General features: G+C 57.2%; 12 protein-coding genes and 1 pseudogene. 8 read left to right on the top strand and 5 right to left on the bottom strand.

All coding sequences use genetic code 11. The features are described from left to right. The first annotated feature begins 164 nt into the window (after positions 1 to 164). The 4 genes from FGL94_RS13585 (at position 165) to FGL94_RS13570 (ending at position 4952) form a co-directional block, all read left to right on the top strand. The gene (locus FGL94_RS13585) at positions 165 to 1547 is read left to right on the top strand and encodes an ABC transporter substrate-binding protein (protein WP_144926339.1); all 1383 of its coding nucleotides are present in this window, start codon (positions 165 to 167) and stop codon (positions 1545 to 1547) included. Positions 1548 to 1868: 321 nt separating this feature from the next. After that, positions 1869 to 2783 (top strand): carbohydrate ABC transporter permease, encoded by a 915-nt coding sequence (locus FGL94_RS13580; protein ID WP_144926335.1) that lies wholly within the window; start codon positions 1869 to 1871, stop codon positions 2781 to 2783. 73 nt (positions 2784 to 2856) lie between these two features. Then, positions 2857 to 3807: a carbohydrate ABC transporter permease gene (locus tag FGL94_RS13575; protein ID WP_144926332.1), complete on the top strand. Its 951-nt coding sequence runs from the start codon at positions 2857 to 2859 to the stop codon at positions 3805 to 3807. A 14-nt stretch (positions 3808 to 3821) separates the two neighbouring features. Next, positions 3822 to 4952: an ABC transporter ATP-binding protein gene (locus FGL94_RS13570; RefSeq protein WP_144926329.1), complete on the top strand. Its 1131-nt coding sequence runs from the start codon at positions 3822 to 3824 to the stop codon at positions 4950 to 4952. Between the two features lie 268 nt (positions 4953 to 5220). On the opposite strand, the gene FGL94_RS13565 is transcribed toward FGL94_RS13570, so the two are convergent. Then, the gene (locus FGL94_RS13565; RefSeq protein WP_144926326.1) at positions 5221 to 6462 is read right to left on the bottom strand and encodes a mandelate racemase/muconate lactonizing enzyme family protein; all 1242 of its coding nucleotides are present in this window, start codon (positions 6460 to 6462) and stop codon (positions 5221 to 5223) included. A gap of 740 nt (positions 6463 to 7202) precedes the next feature. Further along, positions 7203 to 7655 carry a hypothetical protein gene (locus tag FGL94_RS13560; protein ID WP_144926323.1) on the bottom strand — a complete coding sequence of 151 codons (453 nt, stop codon included), beginning with the start codon at positions 7653 to 7655 and terminating at the stop codon, positions 7203 to 7205. A gap of 335 nt (positions 7656 to 7990) precedes the next feature. Here FGL94_RS13560 and FGL94_RS13555 point away from each other — a divergent pair, with 335 nt between their 5' ends. From FGL94_RS13555 to FGL94_RS13540, 4 genes are all read left to right on the top strand, one after another. Next, positions 7991 to 10864 carry a bacterio-opsin activator domain-containing protein gene (locus FGL94_RS13555; protein ID WP_144926319.1) on the top strand — a complete coding sequence of 958 codons (2874 nt, stop codon included), beginning with the start codon at positions 7991 to 7993 and terminating at the stop codon, positions 10862 to 10864. A 209-nt stretch (positions 10865 to 11073) separates the two neighbouring features. Next, the gene (locus FGL94_RS13550; RefSeq protein WP_144926316.1) at positions 11074 to 11217 is read left to right on the top strand and encodes a rubrerythrin-like domain-containing protein; all 144 of its coding nucleotides are present in this window, start codon (positions 11074 to 11076) and stop codon (positions 11215 to 11217) included. Continuing rightward, complete coding sequence (gene gdhB, locus FGL94_RS13545) at positions 11214 to 12503, top strand: glutamate dehydrogenase GdhB (RefSeq protein ID WP_144926313.1); 1290 nt, start codon at positions 11214 to 11216, stop codon at positions 12501 to 12503. The genes FGL94_RS13550 and gdhB overlap by 4 nt, the downstream gene beginning before the upstream one ends. Before the next feature lie 206 nt (positions 12504 to 12709). Continuing rightward, positions 12710 to 13573, top strand: coding sequence for a bile acid:sodium symporter family protein (locus FGL94_RS13540; RefSeq protein WP_206664926.1), 864 nt, complete (start codon positions 12710 to 12712; stop codon positions 13571 to 13573). A gap of 3 nt (positions 13574 to 13576) precedes the next feature. On the opposite strand, the pseudogene FGL94_RS13535 reads toward FGL94_RS13540, so the two are convergent. From FGL94_RS13535 to FGL94_RS13525, 3 genes and pseudogenes are all read right to left on the bottom strand, one after another. Continuing rightward, a pseudogene (locus FGL94_RS13535) lies at positions 13577 to 14199 on the bottom strand (IS6 family transposase); the annotation flags it as partial. Positions 14200 to 14280: 81 nt separating this feature from the next. Next, on the bottom strand, positions 14281 to 15162 hold the full coding sequence (locus FGL94_RS13530) for a thioesterase family protein (protein WP_144926308.1): 882 nt from the start codon (positions 15160 to 15162) through the stop codon (positions 14281 to 14283). Between the two features lie 78 nt (positions 15163 to 15240). Next, on the bottom strand, positions 15241 to 15747 hold the full coding sequence (locus FGL94_RS13525) for a MaoC family dehydratase (RefSeq protein WP_144926305.1): 507 nt from the start codon (positions 15745 to 15747) through the stop codon (positions 15241 to 15243). Positions 15748 to 15820 lie beyond the last annotated feature (73 nt).

The following is a 15820-nucleotide window of genomic DNA, read 5'->3' as shown; positions in this document are numbered from 1 at the left end:
GGTGTTATTTTTTGTATCGGACGAGACGAAGCGATAGTGCCCTCGCAAATAGTCACCCGTTACGTGGACAGTGCCATCGAGAGGTTCATCTCGTCACAAGATGACATACATCATATAGGTCCCATTAAATTTATAATGAGGGAGGATTACCTCCATGATGGATCATGACGTCCGACAAGAGCTCCGTCCCAAGACGGAGGTATATTCAACTGATCGGTGGTACCGCAGCTGCTACTGCCCTTGCCGGTTGTAGCAGTAGTAATGACACCAATAGCGGAGATGGTGCCGACGGAAACGACGGAAGCGACGGAAACGACGGTAGTGACGGGGAAGACAGCGACACCTCGAACGGAGACGGGTACAACACCCTTGAGCTTCAGCACTGGTGGACCGCCGGTGGCGACGGCGAAGCCATGCAGGCGCTCCTCGACCTCTTCCAAGAGGAGCATCCGGACATCACGATTCAAGAGAACCCCGTTTCTGGAGCCGGTGGCGGAAATCTCCATGCGGTCGTGCAGAATCGGATTCTCAACAACGATCCGCCGAGCACGTGGCAGGACTGGCCCGGGGCGAACCTCGAACCGTACGTCGAAGCCGACAAGCTGAACGATATCGGTGACGAGATATGGACGGACGACCTCCGAGAAGCGTATCTCGACGGGCCGAAGCTGCAGGCCCGCGCGGGCGACCCGGACAATCCGTTCGTCTCGGTCCCACTCAACATCCACCGCATTAACAATCTCTTCTATAACGTCGAGGTCGTCGAGGAGGCCGGTGTCGATCCGGCATCGCTGAGTAGTCCGCAGGAGCTCATCGACGCGATGGAAACGATCGAATCGGAGACCGATGCCGTTGGGATGGGTCAAGAGACGAGCTCGGCACAAGGGACGGTTCAGTTGTGGGCGGTCACGTTCCTCGCCGAGGCCGGCGCCGATGCCTACATGGACTTCATCAACGGGAACACCGACGGACACGAGGAGGCCGTCCGTGGTGCGCTGGAAACGGTCGCGGAGTACGCCAACCACTACACCAGCGACGCGGGGTCGATCAATCAGGACGAGGCCGGATACAAAGTCGCTAACGGTGAAGCCGCCTTTATGAACCAAGGTGACTGGCAGGCCGGGAACTTCCAAACCATCGAAGGCGTTGATTACGAGTCCGGATGGGATCACGTCCCATGGCCGGGAACGGAAGGCTACTACCAGCTCAACATGGACGGGTTCGCCTTCCCGAAAAACAATCCGTCACCCGATGCGACTCGGGAGTTCCTGAAATTCCTTGGAACCGTCGAGGCGCAGGAAACGTTCAATCCGATCAAAGGGTCGATTCCGCCACGTTCAGACGTCCCAACTGACGAGTTCCCGCCGTTTCAGCAGAAGGAGATGGAACAGTTCGCGAACTCCGAAGCCCAACCGCCGTCCATCGCCCACGGACTGGCAGTGTCGCCCGAGGTCCTCAACTCCATTACCGAGGTCATGGCAAACTTCATCTCGGGATACGACGTCGACAGCGCCCACCAGGGCCTCTTAGACGCGGTCAGCAACTAGCCCGGTAGCAAAGTATGAACCGTATCGCCCCCATTTTTTGTGAGCTCTGTATGCCACGATGGGTGATGGGATATGATCACCTGCCACAACCGCGGTCCACTCGTGGATCCAGTGTACCGATAAGGCACGCATCTAATCACTCGTCCACGGACGGTCTGACCGATCGAGTGTGGTCCGGCGCGTCCATTATCCAGAACCAGATGTTACAAAGAGAAGATCTGCCCGAACGTCGCTCGAGTACCGACCACGGAATCCGACTGAAAGATGTAGCCCGCAGCGATCTGCGCGGCGGAGTCCGTCCACCGTCCGAGAGGTGTCTGTATGGGAGATAACGCGACAATCTTCACCCGGATCCGTCGGAGCGATTTCCTTCGCTCGTTGCCGTTCTGGGGTATTCCCACGGCTCTGCTAGGGCTCTTCGTGTACGGAGGGATTTTCTGGAATTTCGTCATATCCCTGACTGATTTCAGTGGCTTCACGCTGCCCACGTACGAGATCGCCAATTTCGATCTCGAGATGTACACCGAACTGTTGTCGGATCCGACGTTCTGGACGGCCACTCGAAACACCGTTGTCCTACTGGTCGTCTTTACGGTTGTCACGCTGTTCGTGGGACTACTCTTAGCAATACTGCTGGATCAAAAAATCCGTTTCAGAGGCGTCTTTCGGACGATCTACTTGCTGCCGTTCAGCCTCTCGTTCGTCGTGACAGGCGTTCTATGGCTGTGGATGTTCAACTTCAACACCGGAGTCATCAACTCGATAGTTCGCGGGGTCGGCTTAGGGTTTCTGGCCCAACACTGGCTGTCAAACCCGAATCTACAGCTCGCCTCTGTCATCGTCGCACTCGTGTGGCAGTACAGTGGCTATGCGATGGTGATCTATCTGGCGAACTTGCAGCGGATCCCGACTGAACACTACGAGGCGGCCAAGATCGATGGGGCGTCGTGGTTCAGTACCTATCGCGAAGTTATTGTCCCGCAGCTCAGCTCAGCGGCCGTGAGCATCGCTGTTGTGGTGATGGTGTTCGCGCTAAAGGCGTTCAGTTGGTTATACGTCGTCTTCGGAGATAATCCCGGTCCAGCCGCGGATATCCTTGCGACGATGATGTACCGTGAAGCGTTCGTAGCGAATCAGTGGGCATACGGAGCCGCAATCGGGACGCTGCTGTTTGTCGTCTCGATCGCGATTGTCGGCCCCTATCTGTACTGGCAGTACCGGAGAGGTGAACTCTGACGATGCCCGAGCCGAAAACCGAACCTGAAAAAGAGGACCGTCCGGCAAGCGGTCTATCCGTGAGGTAACAGCTATGCAACTAATAACGACAATACAAGAAACAACACACGAACTGAGAAAATCGATCCAGGGGACAGCAGGAGAGATACGGAGCCGTGAGGGCGGCTTCACGCTCGTCGTTCAGATACTCGCCGTGCTGGGAGCATTCGTGTTCCTCCTCCCACTTCACGCCGGGTTGATGACGTCTATCAAGACCATTTCCGAGTTTGCCCAGTCACTCCCGATGGCACCGCCAGAACCGGGGGGATTTTCGATCAGCCCGTGGCTAGCGGCGCTGGACATTCTGGGCCCTTCGATGATCAACAGCTTCGCGTTCACAATTCCCGCAATGGTCTTTTCCGCAGTGCTGGGAAGCTTGGCCGCGTACGGTTTGACGATGGTCGACTGGCGGGGACAGGTCGGGCTCATGGCCATTTTTGTCGCCGCCACGTTCCTCCCGAAGCAGGCGATCGTCGTTCCGCTCTCTCGGTTTTGGAGTATCGTCGACATTCACGCGATCCTGGCAAACCTCGGACCGATCAACCTCTGGGCGCTTCCGTACATCCAAGACTACCACGCGACAATCATCGAGTTGATTATCACCCATAGTGCGTACGGGATCAGCATCTGTACGCTCTTATTCAGAGGGTACTACCTGACGATCGATCAGGAACTGATGGAGGCCGCTCGGCTGGATGGTGCGAGTATCTTCCAGATATACCGGGAGATCATCGTACCACTCTCGTATCCGATGTTCGCAGTCGTGCTCATCTTCCAGTTCACGACAATTTGGAACGAGTTCTTTTACGGACTCATTATTTCGGCCGGTAGCCAAGCGGCCCCCGTGACGGTCGCACTAAACGATCTTAATAGTGGATACGCACAGCTGTACAACCGACAGACGGCAGGCGCATTTATCGTTGCACTGCCGACGCTCATCGTGTACCTCCTGTTCGGCGATAAGTTCGCTGAGGGAGTCAAATAACCCGATTCACAACAATGTCCAACCTATCATTCAATGACGTGACGAAACGGTACGGCGACGTGGTCGCAGTACAGGACCTCGATATCGACGTCGAGGACGGCGAGTTCATCGTCATCGTCGGCCCGTCCGGCTGTGGAAAAACCACAACCCTGCGGATGGTCGCCGGATTCGAAGAGATCTCCGAAGGCGAGATCGCTATCGAAAACGAGGTCATCAACGACCAGCGCCCACAGGAACGGGACATCGCGATGGTGTTTCAGTCGTACGCGCTGTACCCGCACATGACCGTCAAAGAGAACATCAGCTTCGGTCTCAGGCACTCGACGGACCTCTCCGGCGAAGCGATTGAAACGAAGGTCGTGGAGACCGCGGAGATGCTCGGGATTGGTGAGCTACTTGACCGGAAGCCGGAGGATCTTTCTGGTGGACAGCAACAGCGCGTCGCCCTCGGACGAGCAATTGTCCGGGATCCGGACGTGTTCCTGATGGACGAGCCGTTATCAAACCTTGACGCGAAGCTCCGGGCGCAGATGCGGACGGAACTACAACACATCCAGGGACAGCTGGATGTCACGACGCTGTATGTCACCCATAACCAGACGGAAGCGATGACAATGGGTGACCGAATTATCATCCTCGACGGGGGTGAACTCCAGCAATTCGGAACACCGATGGAGTGCTATCACAAGCCAAACAATCAGTTCGTCGCTGGATTTATCGGTGAACCATCGATGAATTTTGTCTCGCTCAATCGAGAGAACGGAACGCTTACGCGTGAGAACTTTAGGTACGAATTGACCGAGAAGATGGCCGAAAGCGTCAGTGCTACACCAGAGGTAACGCTGGGTATTCGTCCCGAAAACGTCGATGTGCTTCCGGAGCCGGAGGAACCGAACGATTTCTTCGCTACGATCGATGTCGTCGAGCCGTTCGGAAAGGAGCATAACCTCTATTTGGACCCCGTGGATGCCGAATTCAACCAATCGATCATCGCGACGATCACCGGTCGTCAGCGTTTCGAAGAGGGTGACCGCATCGGCGTTCGGTTCCCACCGGACTACGTTCACCTATTTGATGGCCGAACTGGAAACGCCATCTGGAATCCATCAGATAATGAGGAATCGGTCCCGTCGTCAACGGTATAGCGCCTGATACGACGACCTCAGTAGACCGTCCGCCTTGATTTTCTCTCCGATCTCAGCGGAGTAGATCGCGTAGTGCGCCCCATGCACGGAGAGATCGATTCGAATATCTCAGCGGATATCGCGGTTGGTGTGTACCGTGTCTCCCGAACCTCCGATCGCTCTGTTGTCTTGATGACCCAATCTCAACGGACATTGCAAACGGGATGAGCATACGGAACGCCTCTCAACGGTTCTGAACTACCCCCCTGTCTCTGGTTCGGCGGGTCAACTACTCCTCATAATGAAATTCCGTCCATGGTCCTTCTACAAAGGGATACTCATCGATAACATCGAGATTCACTTCGACACCTAGCCCGGGATCGTCTGAGACGGATAAGATGCCATCGCTAATAGTCGGTTGTCCCTCAATGAGGTCGAACGCCAGATCAAACGGATACATGCCGGGATCGACTGCCGTATCGAATACGGGATCGTCCTCGAAAATGGGGTACTCCACGAGATCCGCTTCTGGGGCAGCCGCAACGAGGTGAGCGTTGGCAGCCAACCCGATCCACGTACCAAAATTATGGGGGACGAATGTGATATCGTCTCGTCCCACACAGAACTCGACGGCCTCCCAACAACCGGTGAACCCCTCGTGATGACGGACGTCCCCTTGTAGAAATTGGACTGCTCCCGTCTTACCAAGTGCGAGGAGCTCTTCAGGCCCGTTTTCGCTTTCTCCGCCGGCCAGCGGAGTTCCGATTTCGGCGAGTTCGGTGTATTCGTTATACTCGTCTGGACTGACGGGCTCTTCCACCCAGTAGGCGTCGTGTTCGCCGGCGTGTTCAACGAGGCTCTGGACGGTTTCTCGTCCGTAGCCTTCGCGGAGTTTCCACCATGTGTGGGCATCCAGCATGATCTCCGTCTCGTCCAGTGTTTCGGCGAGACGTTCGACTGTGCGACGGTCATCCTCTGGCCCAATTCCCGGACGGTATTTATATCCGAAAAAGCCGAGCTCTTCGACGACTTTGGCTTGATCGGCGTACTCCTCCGGCTCCATATACATCCCCGCACTGGCGTAGAGCGGAAGCTGCGTTGAAGGGGATGTCTCGTACCGGTCCGCGAGTAGTTCATACACAGGGGCCCCGTGCTGTCTACCCAGAATATCGTAGAGAGCCACGTCGACTGCTGAGATAGCCTCAGTCAGATCGCCCTCCGGAATATCGCTGTTCTTAAGAAGGGTGTGAGCATCGGCAACTTCCTCAATCGTCTCTCCCTCCAGTGCGTTCGCCACTACGTCATCAACGACATCGGCGAACGTCCCTTGGGATTCCCCTTCGAAATACTCCGTCATGGCTGAACTGCTTGCGCCGGCTGTAGAGACTCCGCGAGTGCCGTCCGCAGTCTCAATTACGATGAGAACGACATCCCGTTTTAATAACCGACGAGATCCACCGTGGAACGAGCGATCTTGGTGCGGATCAATTCGTGATGATAATGCATACCCAGCCACGTCTACGATATCCATGGTAACCCGAATAAATCGAATGAGTAAAAAACAACGGGGTCGGGGTAACTGAGTGTTAACGCAGATGGGGTCGCTTGTTTCGGCTCAACGAGCCGATCATGTCTTGGCGGGCCTGACCCCCTGAAGATGAAGATCTGAACCACTCACCGGAGGTTCTATGGCGATACTATCAAATATTTATATATAATTGTATATCATTATATTATAATACAGTTAAGATATTTGAAAATTTCTGATTTCAAGATCGTGTGTATCTTAACCCGGACCCGTGTTTGCGGCAGATCCACCGAAATAGGTCATCAACATAGGTAACTGATCTACAATTACGGTCTTCCGTGCCTGTTAAAGAAGATATCTAGCAAATAGTTTGATTCGAGAGATCGACGGTGTCCAGTCGATTTCAATCGTTAGCTACCTAGATTGTCGTCTTATCGAATGCGATGTAATCCGCTCTATCGAGTGGCAGTCGTGATCTCAGTATCCAACTATGAAGATCGAAAAACGTCTATAAACTATAATTGATAGTTTAGATAATACATATGGTATTTTAGATATATCTAATAGGGTCAGATAGCTCTGTTGAAATCCTCAGCAAGTGATATATTCTCACCCAGTCGCGGTCAGTACAGGTGATCCATACACTGACACTCAGTACGGATTTGCCTGTATTGTGTCAGGAGCCCTGTGCGAGATACAAACGATGTGGTCAGGAATCCTACAAGATATTGTATCTGTGGAGTTCAGTCAAAGAGAACGTAGGATACTCTGAGTACCTGTTCAGGATGTTCAATATACCATTTAGGTATCCCCCAATCGCGCTTCTTTCTCTGTGGGAGGTCATATAGAGCTTCTACGGCTTCGTACAGGTTGTCTTGTGAAACATCGCCGTGGCCTATGAGTACCGTTTCAGGGCGCTCAGTGGTTTGGTTGTTACCGTCCGTTCGGGGCTCTGTATCTACTCCCATTTCGATAAGCGTCTGAAGAGCCGCCACTCCGTGAATTCGGTCGTCGGTGTAGTGGACTATCGGCTCATCTTCGTAGCCCTCAGTAACAAGTACAGCATACACTCCTGCAATTTGGTCTGCCGAGGGTATTTCGTCACTTCCACTGTCCGAACTAAACCCGTCCTGTAAGTCGGTACATCCCGCCAGTAATAGAGGCAATCCAACTATTACATCACGTCGGGAGGGCATAGTCCATTTTACCGATAGTGGCGTTATAATGTTTCTTCCTAATCAATAAGCAGCTCTCATCGACCGGCTGTTTCAGGTGAAAATCTGTCTGACAAATAGGATTTCAACAGAGCCGGTCAGATATCAGATCCCATTATAGGCTCGAATGCCGACTCCCACCACTTAGGGATCCAACTTGGTGTAGTTACGGCCACCGTTGGTGTAGTAACACCGAATAGCGGTCGAGGTTGATTATTAAATAGCAGGGATTTTGATTGTTCATTGAGTATCGGATGGTATCAGTATCTCACCCCCCGTGGTACCAAACTCCGTGATTGGCTCCTACTGCTCCACACATGAACTCCACAACGAATAGCATCCTCGACACGGCCGCTGTCGTCGTTGTCGGCGACACGCCATGGATAACGTCATACGCTGGTGCCCTCCGAGAGGACTTTGACACGACGGTCCACACTGTCTCAACGGTATCGGCAGCCCAAGAGAAGGTTCGACAGACGGCCGTTGACTGCGTCGTGACGGACTACGATCTCGCTGAATCCACCGGCATCGATCTCGTTCGCCGCATCCGCGATACGTCGGCTACGCTACCGGTGATATTGGGCACGACGGACGGCAGCGAGCGACTCGCTAGCGAGGCCATCGAAGCCGGTATTACTGACTACATCGCTGTCACTGACCTGTCGGACGACACCCTCAGCGATGCTTTACGACGAACTGAGCGGGCCCTTCGGAAATCTCAGCGCTCGGCCACGCAGCGCGAGCGTGCCCGACAGTTCGACGCCATCTTCCACGACACCAGATCGGCCACGTGGGTGCTTGCCCCCAATGGGACGCTTACGCGCGTCAACCAAGCCGCCCGTAACATGGTGGATACGGACGCTGACGCCGTCGTCGGTGACCCGTTCTGGACGCTTCCCTGGTGGCCCGATAACAGCCAAACGAGAGCTGACATCCGTCAGCTCGTGGACACGGCTGGAGACGGCGAGTTTAGGCACGCCGTTGTCATCCAGGACGCTGCAGCGAGCTCCAGCGTTCTGGAACTCTCCGTACAGCCGGTCACCAACGAACGCGGCGAACTCGTCTCGATCATCGTCGACAGTGTCGATATCACCGAGCGCGTCGATCTCGAACGGGAACTCCGACGCTCCGAAGAACTCCACCGCGTCACGCTCAACAATATGACCGACACCGTCCTCATGACCAACGAGGACGGCGAATACACGTACGTCTGTCCGAACGCTCACTTCATTTTCGGATATACCGCCGACGAGATCCGGGAGCTCGGAACGATCAAGGACCTGCTCGGCGAGGACCTCTTCGACCGTGAGAAGCTCGCTGACGAGGGCGTCCTGAAGAACATCGAGACGACGGCCACGGACAAAGCCGGCCGTGAACACACGCTGTTGGTGAACGTTCGCGAAGTCGCTATTCAGGACGGGACGCTGCTGTACAGCTGTCGGGACATCACGAAGCGAAAGCAGCGCGAACAGTCGCTGGCCACTCTACAGGAGACTGCCCGAGACTTCCTCTACGCTGAAACACACCAAGAGATCGCCCAACACGTCGTGGACGACACCTCGGACGTTCTGGGCCTCGAGGCCAGTGCCGTCTACCTCTTCGACGCCGACGAGAATCATCTCCAGCCGGCCGTCCACTCGCAGGCGATGCGGAACGCCCACGGTCCACTGCCGGCCGTTCACGCGGACGGGAACGACCTCGTCAGTCACAGTTTCGTCGAGAACGAAGCCAGCTTTTTCGCGGACGTCCACGACGCGGGCCGCCTTACGAACTTCGCGACTGACCTCCGGAGTGCGGCATACATCCCGCTCGGCAATCACGGCGTGTTCGTCGTCGGCTCGACAGAGGTCGGCGTGTTCGACGACGTCACGCGAGAGCTTGCCGACCTCCTCGCGGCAACCGCAGAGGCGGCGCTCGACCGCGTTGACCGCGAGTCTCAGCTTCGCGAACAGGAACGCGAACTCCAGCGACGGAACGACCAGCTCACCGCTCTCAACCAGATCAACGAGACCATCCGAGAGATCGATCAGGCGCTCGTACAGTCAGAGACCCGCGAGGAGATCGATCACACCGTCTGTGACCGCCTTACTGCCGACGGCCGCTTCCAGTTCGCTTGGATCGGCACTCTAGACGGGGCGAACGAGACGGTGACACCGCAGGCGTGGGCCGGAACTGATCAGGGATATCTCGATACGCAATCGTTCCCCGTAGCCGCTGCAGACGTCGAGCCAGCCGGTCGGACGGCGGCATCTGGAACAATGACGCTCGTCTCGAACGTCGCGGCCGATCTTCGCGCGGCCCCGTGGCGCAAGGACGCGATTTCGCGCGATCTGCTCTCCGTGTTGAGCATCCCGCTGGTGTACAACGACCTCTCATACGGTGTCCTGACGGTGTACGCGAACACGCCGGATGCCTTCGGTGAGACCATTCAGTCTGTGTTCGCGGAACTGGGAGAGACGATCGCCTCCGCCATCAGCGCGAGTGAGCGCAAGCGGGCGCTGCTCACCACGTCGATGACTCGGGTCGAGTACACGGCCACCAATCCATCGTTCGTGCTGACGCAATTGGCGAAAGCCGCTGACTGTACGCTTACCTACGAAGGCGGCGTCCGACAGACCGCCAGCGGAAACTACGTGTTCGTCACTATCGACGATACACCGCTTGACGCCGTCATCGACGCAGCGGACGGCCTCCGGATCGTTGAGGATGTACAGCGGATTCGCGGCGGTGACTCTGGAGGCGTGGTGCGGCTCCAGTTATCTGAGCCGTTTCTCGCGACGGAACTCGCCGACCACGGTGCCGTCCTTCAGGGTGCGACTGCCACACAGTCGAACACAGAATTAGTTATCGACATCTCTCGAGGTGTCGAGGTCAGGCATGTCACCCAGTTCATCAGCGAGCGGTTCAGCGACGTCAAGCTCACGTCAAAGCAAACACGGGAACAGGCGTCGGAACACGGACTGTACGCGTCAGTGCTTGACCAACTGACTGCCAGACAACTGGAAGTCCTGGAGACGGCGTACTACAGCGGGTTCTTCGAATCCCCACGGGAGGCGAACGGGGAGATCGTGGCGGACTCGCTGGACATCTCTCCGCAGGCCTTCTACCAGCATATTCGAACGGCACAACGGAAGCTGTTCACGGCGCTGATCGACGATCACTCGCCCGTCGTTGCGCAGTCCCCCGAGTGAACTACCCCACCCTCCTCGCTCACGGCGTCGCCGTTCGCTTCGATGAGGGCGCGGGATCCCTCTTGAACGGCGCTGAATCCGCCGAGGGTTGAATAATAAATCCCGGAACATACCAGATGCCTTCATGATCAACTGCTGAATATTCCCTCGTACGGCCCCTCTACTCTGATAGAGTACCCTGCGAAATACCGCCGGGGCTCTCAACCACCATGAGAGACGCCTCCCAAAATTCATCCACCGAATCGCCCTACGAGTGCTTTGAGTGTGGAAACGTCGTGCTTTCGGAAACGAGCCCCGGCAAATGTCCCGACTGCGGCGGTGAGATGCGGAACCGCCGCATGCCGATCGAATGACCATGGCCTCGACATCAACAGCTCGAGACGAGGAACCAAGTGAACCGGAGTCCGCGTTACAGACGGCGCGCCGCCAACTCCAGCAGGCCGCCGATCATCTCGATATCGGTCAAAACATCATCGAGCGACTGAAACATCCGAAAAAAGTCCACGAGGTTACCGTTCCGATCGAACGCGAAAACGGGGAGGTGGAGCTATACACCGGGTATCGCGCCCAACACGACAGCGTTCGGGGCCCGTTCAAGGGTGGGCTTCGGTATCACCCCGACGTAACACGCGAGGAGTGTGTCGGACTTGGGATGTGGATGACGTGGAAGTGCGCCGTGATGGATATCCCCTTCGGCGGTGCGAAAGGCGGTATTGCAGTCAACCCCAAGGACCTCAGCGAGGCCGAAAAAGAACAGTTGACGCGGCGGTTCACCGACGAAATCCGGTCCGTCATCGGCCCGACAAAAGATATCCCCGCGCCCGACATGGGAACGGATCCGCAGACGATGGCGTGGCTGATGGACGCCTACTCGATGCAAGAGGGTGAAACGATCCCCGGGGTGGTCACAGGGAAACCGCCCATCGTCGGCGGGAGTGAAGGGCGAGACTCGGCGCCGGGTCGGAGTGTCGCAATTATCGCTCGTGAGGCCATTGAGTACTACGACAAGGATATCACGGCGACGTCGGTTGCTGTGCAGGGCTTCGGAAGTGTCGGGTCGAATGCAGCGAAATTACTCGACGACTGGGGTGCGAACGTCGTCGCCGTGAGTGACGTCAATGGCGGGATCTACGATGCGAACGGGTTAGACACACACGCGATTCCGTCTCATGATGAAGAGCCGGAGGCGGTGCTGACGCACGGGGCCCCGGAGACGTTGACCAACGACGAGTTACTGGAACTCGACGTGGACGTGGTGATCCCGGCGGCGATCGGAAACGTCCTGACGGCGGAGAACGCCGACGACGTTGCTGCGGACATCGTCATCGAGGGGGCGAACGGACCGACGACGAGTGCGGCGAGTGCGATCTTCGCCGAGCGAGATCTCCCGGTGATTCCGGACATTTTGGCTAACGCCGGCGGTGTGACAGTGAGTTACTTCGAATGGCTGCAGGATATCAATCGACGTGCGTGGTCGTTGGACCGCGTTCACGACGAGTTGGAAACGGAGATGCTGGCGGCTTGGCAGGGCGTCCGTGAGGAGTTCGAGACGCGCGACGTGACGTGGCGTGACGCGGCGTATATCGTCGCGCTATCACGGATCGCAGAGGCCCATGAAATGCGTGGACTCTGGCCGTAGCCACGCTACCGGTTGACATCCTCCTCCGCCTTCAGGCGGAGGAATCCCGACCGCGTTTGGGATAATAATGACGGCAGTCTCGGTACCGGGCTGGCTACCAGCAGGGATTAGTTGTCTGTTCGGCCCGTACTCTCGTTTTCTCGTCCGAAAGCGAAGGAGAGTAGTATCGAGGGCGTGTTACAGCTTACAATTAGACGCAACTAATGATGGAACTATCCGGTGAGGCGGTTGTCGAGGTCGTAACGATGATCTTCGCGCTCTCTACGATGTTCTCGATGGGGGTGCAGTTGTCTCCTAACCAACTCGTCAATGTGCTTCGAAAGCGGCGGTTGCTGGCGAAATCCCTGACGGTGAACCTCGTCGCGGTTCCATTGGTCGCCTACCTGCTCGTTCAGACGGTTTCGCTGGGGACCGGGTTCGCAGCGGGCCTCGTGTTGCTCGCGGTCTCACCAGGTGCTCCGTTCGGCCCGAAGCTCGCAGAGGTCTCGGATAGCGATGTGGCGTTCGCGAGCGGTCTCATGGCGGTCCTCTGTGTGCTCTCGGTCGTGACGATCCCCATCTCTCTGTTGCTGTTGCTCCCCGGCGACGTCGTCGTCGATCCGGTCGCTATCGGACGGATCGTTCTGGGCATCCAGCTGGTTCCGCTCCTGCTCGGGCTCGGGATGTCTATTCTCCTCCCGACGCTCACAGACCACCTTTCTTCGCCGGTTCAGCGGGTCTCAGACTACACGTTCGTCGGGTTGATCGTGCTGCTGTTCGTCGTCTACAGCGATAGCATGATATCCCTCGTCGGGACGGACACACTCTGGCTATCGGCTGTCGTCGTGGGCGCATCGTTACTGCTCGGATACGGTCTCGGCGGCCCTGCACGAGGGACTCGAGAGGTGCTGGCGACGACGACTGCCGCCCGAAACGCGGCGATCGCACTGTTCATCGCGACGACCGGGTTCTCGGACCCGAGCGTCCTCACGACGGTCCTTGCGTTTTCGTCTATCGGTGTTGTCGGGTCCGGACTGGTCGCGAGCGTGTGGCGACAGCGGTCAGTCGGAACGGCCCCGTCCCACGGCTGACGGTCACGACGCCGCTACAAGCGAAATCACTCCCGCGTACACGGGGAGCGTTGAGATACGCCGATTCCACGCGAAAGCGAACGATCTCAGCCACTCGGTGGCAGTTTCTGCTTCGACGTTGCTAAACAGTTTGAAAACTGGTAGTTGCGTATTCATCTCATTAGAGATATGTTTAATGCTGTCCCGACTTCCACGTCGTCCGTATCTGAAATAGAGGCTGTGGTTTCGACAGGCTCGCTGAAGTCGAACCGCGTTATCAGCGAGAACGATCGCGTCAGCCACGTAGTGTTGTTCGCGGATCTCCGCGGAGAACCGGTCCGCGATCACGTTTGTTCTCGGCGTTTCAACCGTTTCCCCGAGCAATCGGTCCGAATCGGGATCGGCGGCAGCGTACAGCCGATACCGTTCGTCGTCAACCGAATCACGGTTCCGTCAACCGCAACGCGATTCGGACTCCGGCCAGCGTCTGGCTGTAGATCGGTCTTGTGAACCCGGCTGTGAACGGTGGACAGAATCCGATTAACACCGAACACCTCGAGAAACAGAACAGTATTTAAAAGAGGTAATTCGGACAGCAGACACCGAATACCGAGCTTCATCAACAGCTTCGGTGTGGCTTCTTGCTTCTCACGCTGCGCAACTAGCTAGTGCCGCTAGACGGCGTGAGATACCGAACTGACGGGTCCGACGGAGTGTGCGGTAGTCGTTCACCGAAACGGTTCGAGCATCACTTCCTCGAACGTCGTCGGTTCGCCCGTGCGGTCGAAACAGCCGTATTCGGTGACGCCCTCGATGTTCGTCGTGCCGCCGCTGGAGAACTCGTGGACGACCCGGATCACCTCTTGATCGACGGCGACGACCTCGCAGTCGACGCGCAGTTCCGACTCGAAAGGCACCGGTGCCTTGAACTCCCAGTGCCAGTCTCGGAGCTTGTACGGCCACTTCTCTCCGCTCATATCGCCAACGCTCGGGCCACGCTCCGCGACAAACGCCTCGAGAGCGGTCCCCGCAAACCGAGGGTATTCCTCGAAGTACGCCAGCTCTGCGCCCTCGACGTGCGGACTCCGGATCGAGACCGTCGTCCCGTACGACGGGAGTGATGCGGAGTCGGCGACTGCGGCCGGATCTGCGTCTCCGCCGTCCGTGGAGGGCTCAGAGATCGGTTCCGGACCGGGATCGAGATCCTCGTCGACGCGGGCGCTGGCGTACGCGTCCCGCGCCGCATCGGGGAGCGGCAGTGCGCTCCCGTCGGGACCGATTGTCACGTGTGTCGCGCGTATCGTCGCGATCGGATCGCCGTCGCCGTCAGTCATCTCGTATATGAGGTCGAGACTCGATTCACCGACCGCAACCGGGGTAGCATCGACGTTGACCGCATCGCCGATTTCCGGATAACGGTGGACGCTCGCGTCGACGACGACCGGGGCGTACGGGATTCCGTCGTCCTCGAGGATCGCCGCGAACGGATAGTCAGACGCCGCTGCCAGTTCTTGGGTCGCTATTAGTTGCCAGTCGAAAATCGCCGATTCGTGGGCAAGCGGTCCAGCGAACTCGCCGAAGTGTACGCGCTTGTTGGTGAGCGTTCGCATGCCGCGTCCTACTCGACCGACCGTAAGAAGCGTACAGGAAACGGCAAACAAGTCCGGACAGGGGTCAACGTTCGTGCGCTATCGCTCAGCGTCCGGAGATGAGTCAACCGTCTCGTCGTCGGTCTCGGTGTCGCGCCGCTCCACGAGTTCGTGGTTCTCGAGGGTAAGGACCTCGGTTCCGTCTCGCTTTCTCGCCGTGATCCGCTCGTGAACGATCCCGTTCGACGGGTCGCTCTCTGAAGGACGCGTCTCGAGTATCGTCGTCTCGACAGTGATCGTGTCGCCCGGCCTGACGGGCGCGTGCCACCGGACATCGTCGATTCCGAGTCCCGCGACGACTGCACGTCTGCTCCGGACCGCGTCGACCAACAGCCGTACGGACAGAGATAGCGTATGATAGCCGCTGGCAATGAGTCCGTCGTATCGGCTCTCAGCCGCCGCCTCCGGGTCAGTGTGTATGGGAAGCGGGTCGAACTGCTCGGCGAACTCGACGATTTCATCGGCCGTGACTTCCACCTCGCCACAGTGGATCGTGTGTTCCTCAATGTCCTCCAGGTACAGAGTCTCTGTGTCCGAATCAGGCATCAAACCGATCGACGATGTCACACCACATGAGTGTGATTCTTTGTGTGCGTCTCGCGCAGGCGATTCTCGTTCC

Origin of the sequence: Halorubrum salsamenti (genome assembly GCF_007671685.1) — an archaeon.
Taxonomy (GTDB): domain Archaea; phylum Halobacteriota; class Halobacteria; order Halobacteriales; family Haloferacaceae; genus Halorubrum; species Halorubrum salsamenti.
The sequence above is the reverse complement of the archived record's forward strand: the minus strand, read 5'-3'. Positions and strand labels throughout refer to the sequence as shown.

Excerpts from the sequence above, each read along its gene's own strand:
- FGL94_RS13585 (WP_144926339.1), top strand. The coding sequence starts at position 165 with ATGACGTCCGACAAGAGCTCCGTCCCAAGACGGAGGTATATTCAACTG.
- FGL94_RS13580 (WP_144926335.1), top strand. The coding sequence starts at position 1,869 with ATGGGAGATAACGCGACAATCTTCACCCGGATCCGTCGGAGCGATTTC.
- FGL94_RS13575 (WP_144926332.1), top strand. The coding sequence starts at position 2,857 with ATGCAACTAATAACGACAATACAAGAAACAACACACGAACTGAGAAAA.
- FGL94_RS13570 (WP_144926329.1), top strand. The coding sequence starts at position 3,822 with ATGTCCAACCTATCATTCAATGACGTGACGAAACGGTACGGCGACGTG.
- FGL94_RS13565 (WP_144926326.1), bottom strand. The coding sequence starts at position 6,462 with ATGGATATCGTAGACGTGGCTGGGTATGCATTATCATCACGAATTGAT.
- FGL94_RS13560 (WP_144926323.1), bottom strand. The coding sequence starts at position 7,655 with ATGCCCTCCCGACGTGATGTAATAGTTGGATTGCCTCTATTACTGGCG.
- FGL94_RS13555 (WP_144926319.1), top strand. The coding sequence starts at position 7,991 with ATGAACTCCACAACGAATAGCATCCTCGACACGGCCGCTGTCGTCGTT.
- FGL94_RS13550 (WP_144926316.1), top strand. The coding sequence starts at position 11,074 with ATGAGAGACGCCTCCCAAAATTCATCCACCGAATCGCCCTACGAGTGC.
- gdhB (WP_144926313.1), top strand. The coding sequence starts at position 11,214 with ATGACCATGGCCTCGACATCAACAGCTCGAGACGAGGAACCAAGTGAA.
- FGL94_RS13540 (WP_206664926.1), top strand. The coding sequence starts at position 12,710 with ATGGAACTATCCGGTGAGGCGGTTGTCGAGGTCGTAACGATGATCTTC.
- FGL94_RS13530 (WP_144926308.1), bottom strand. The coding sequence starts at position 15,162 with ATGCGAACGCTCACCAACAAGCGCGTACACTTCGGCGAGTTCGCTGGA.
- FGL94_RS13525 (WP_144926305.1), bottom strand. The coding sequence starts at position 15,747 with ATGCCTGATTCGGACACAGAGACTCTGTACCTGGAGGACATTGAGGAA.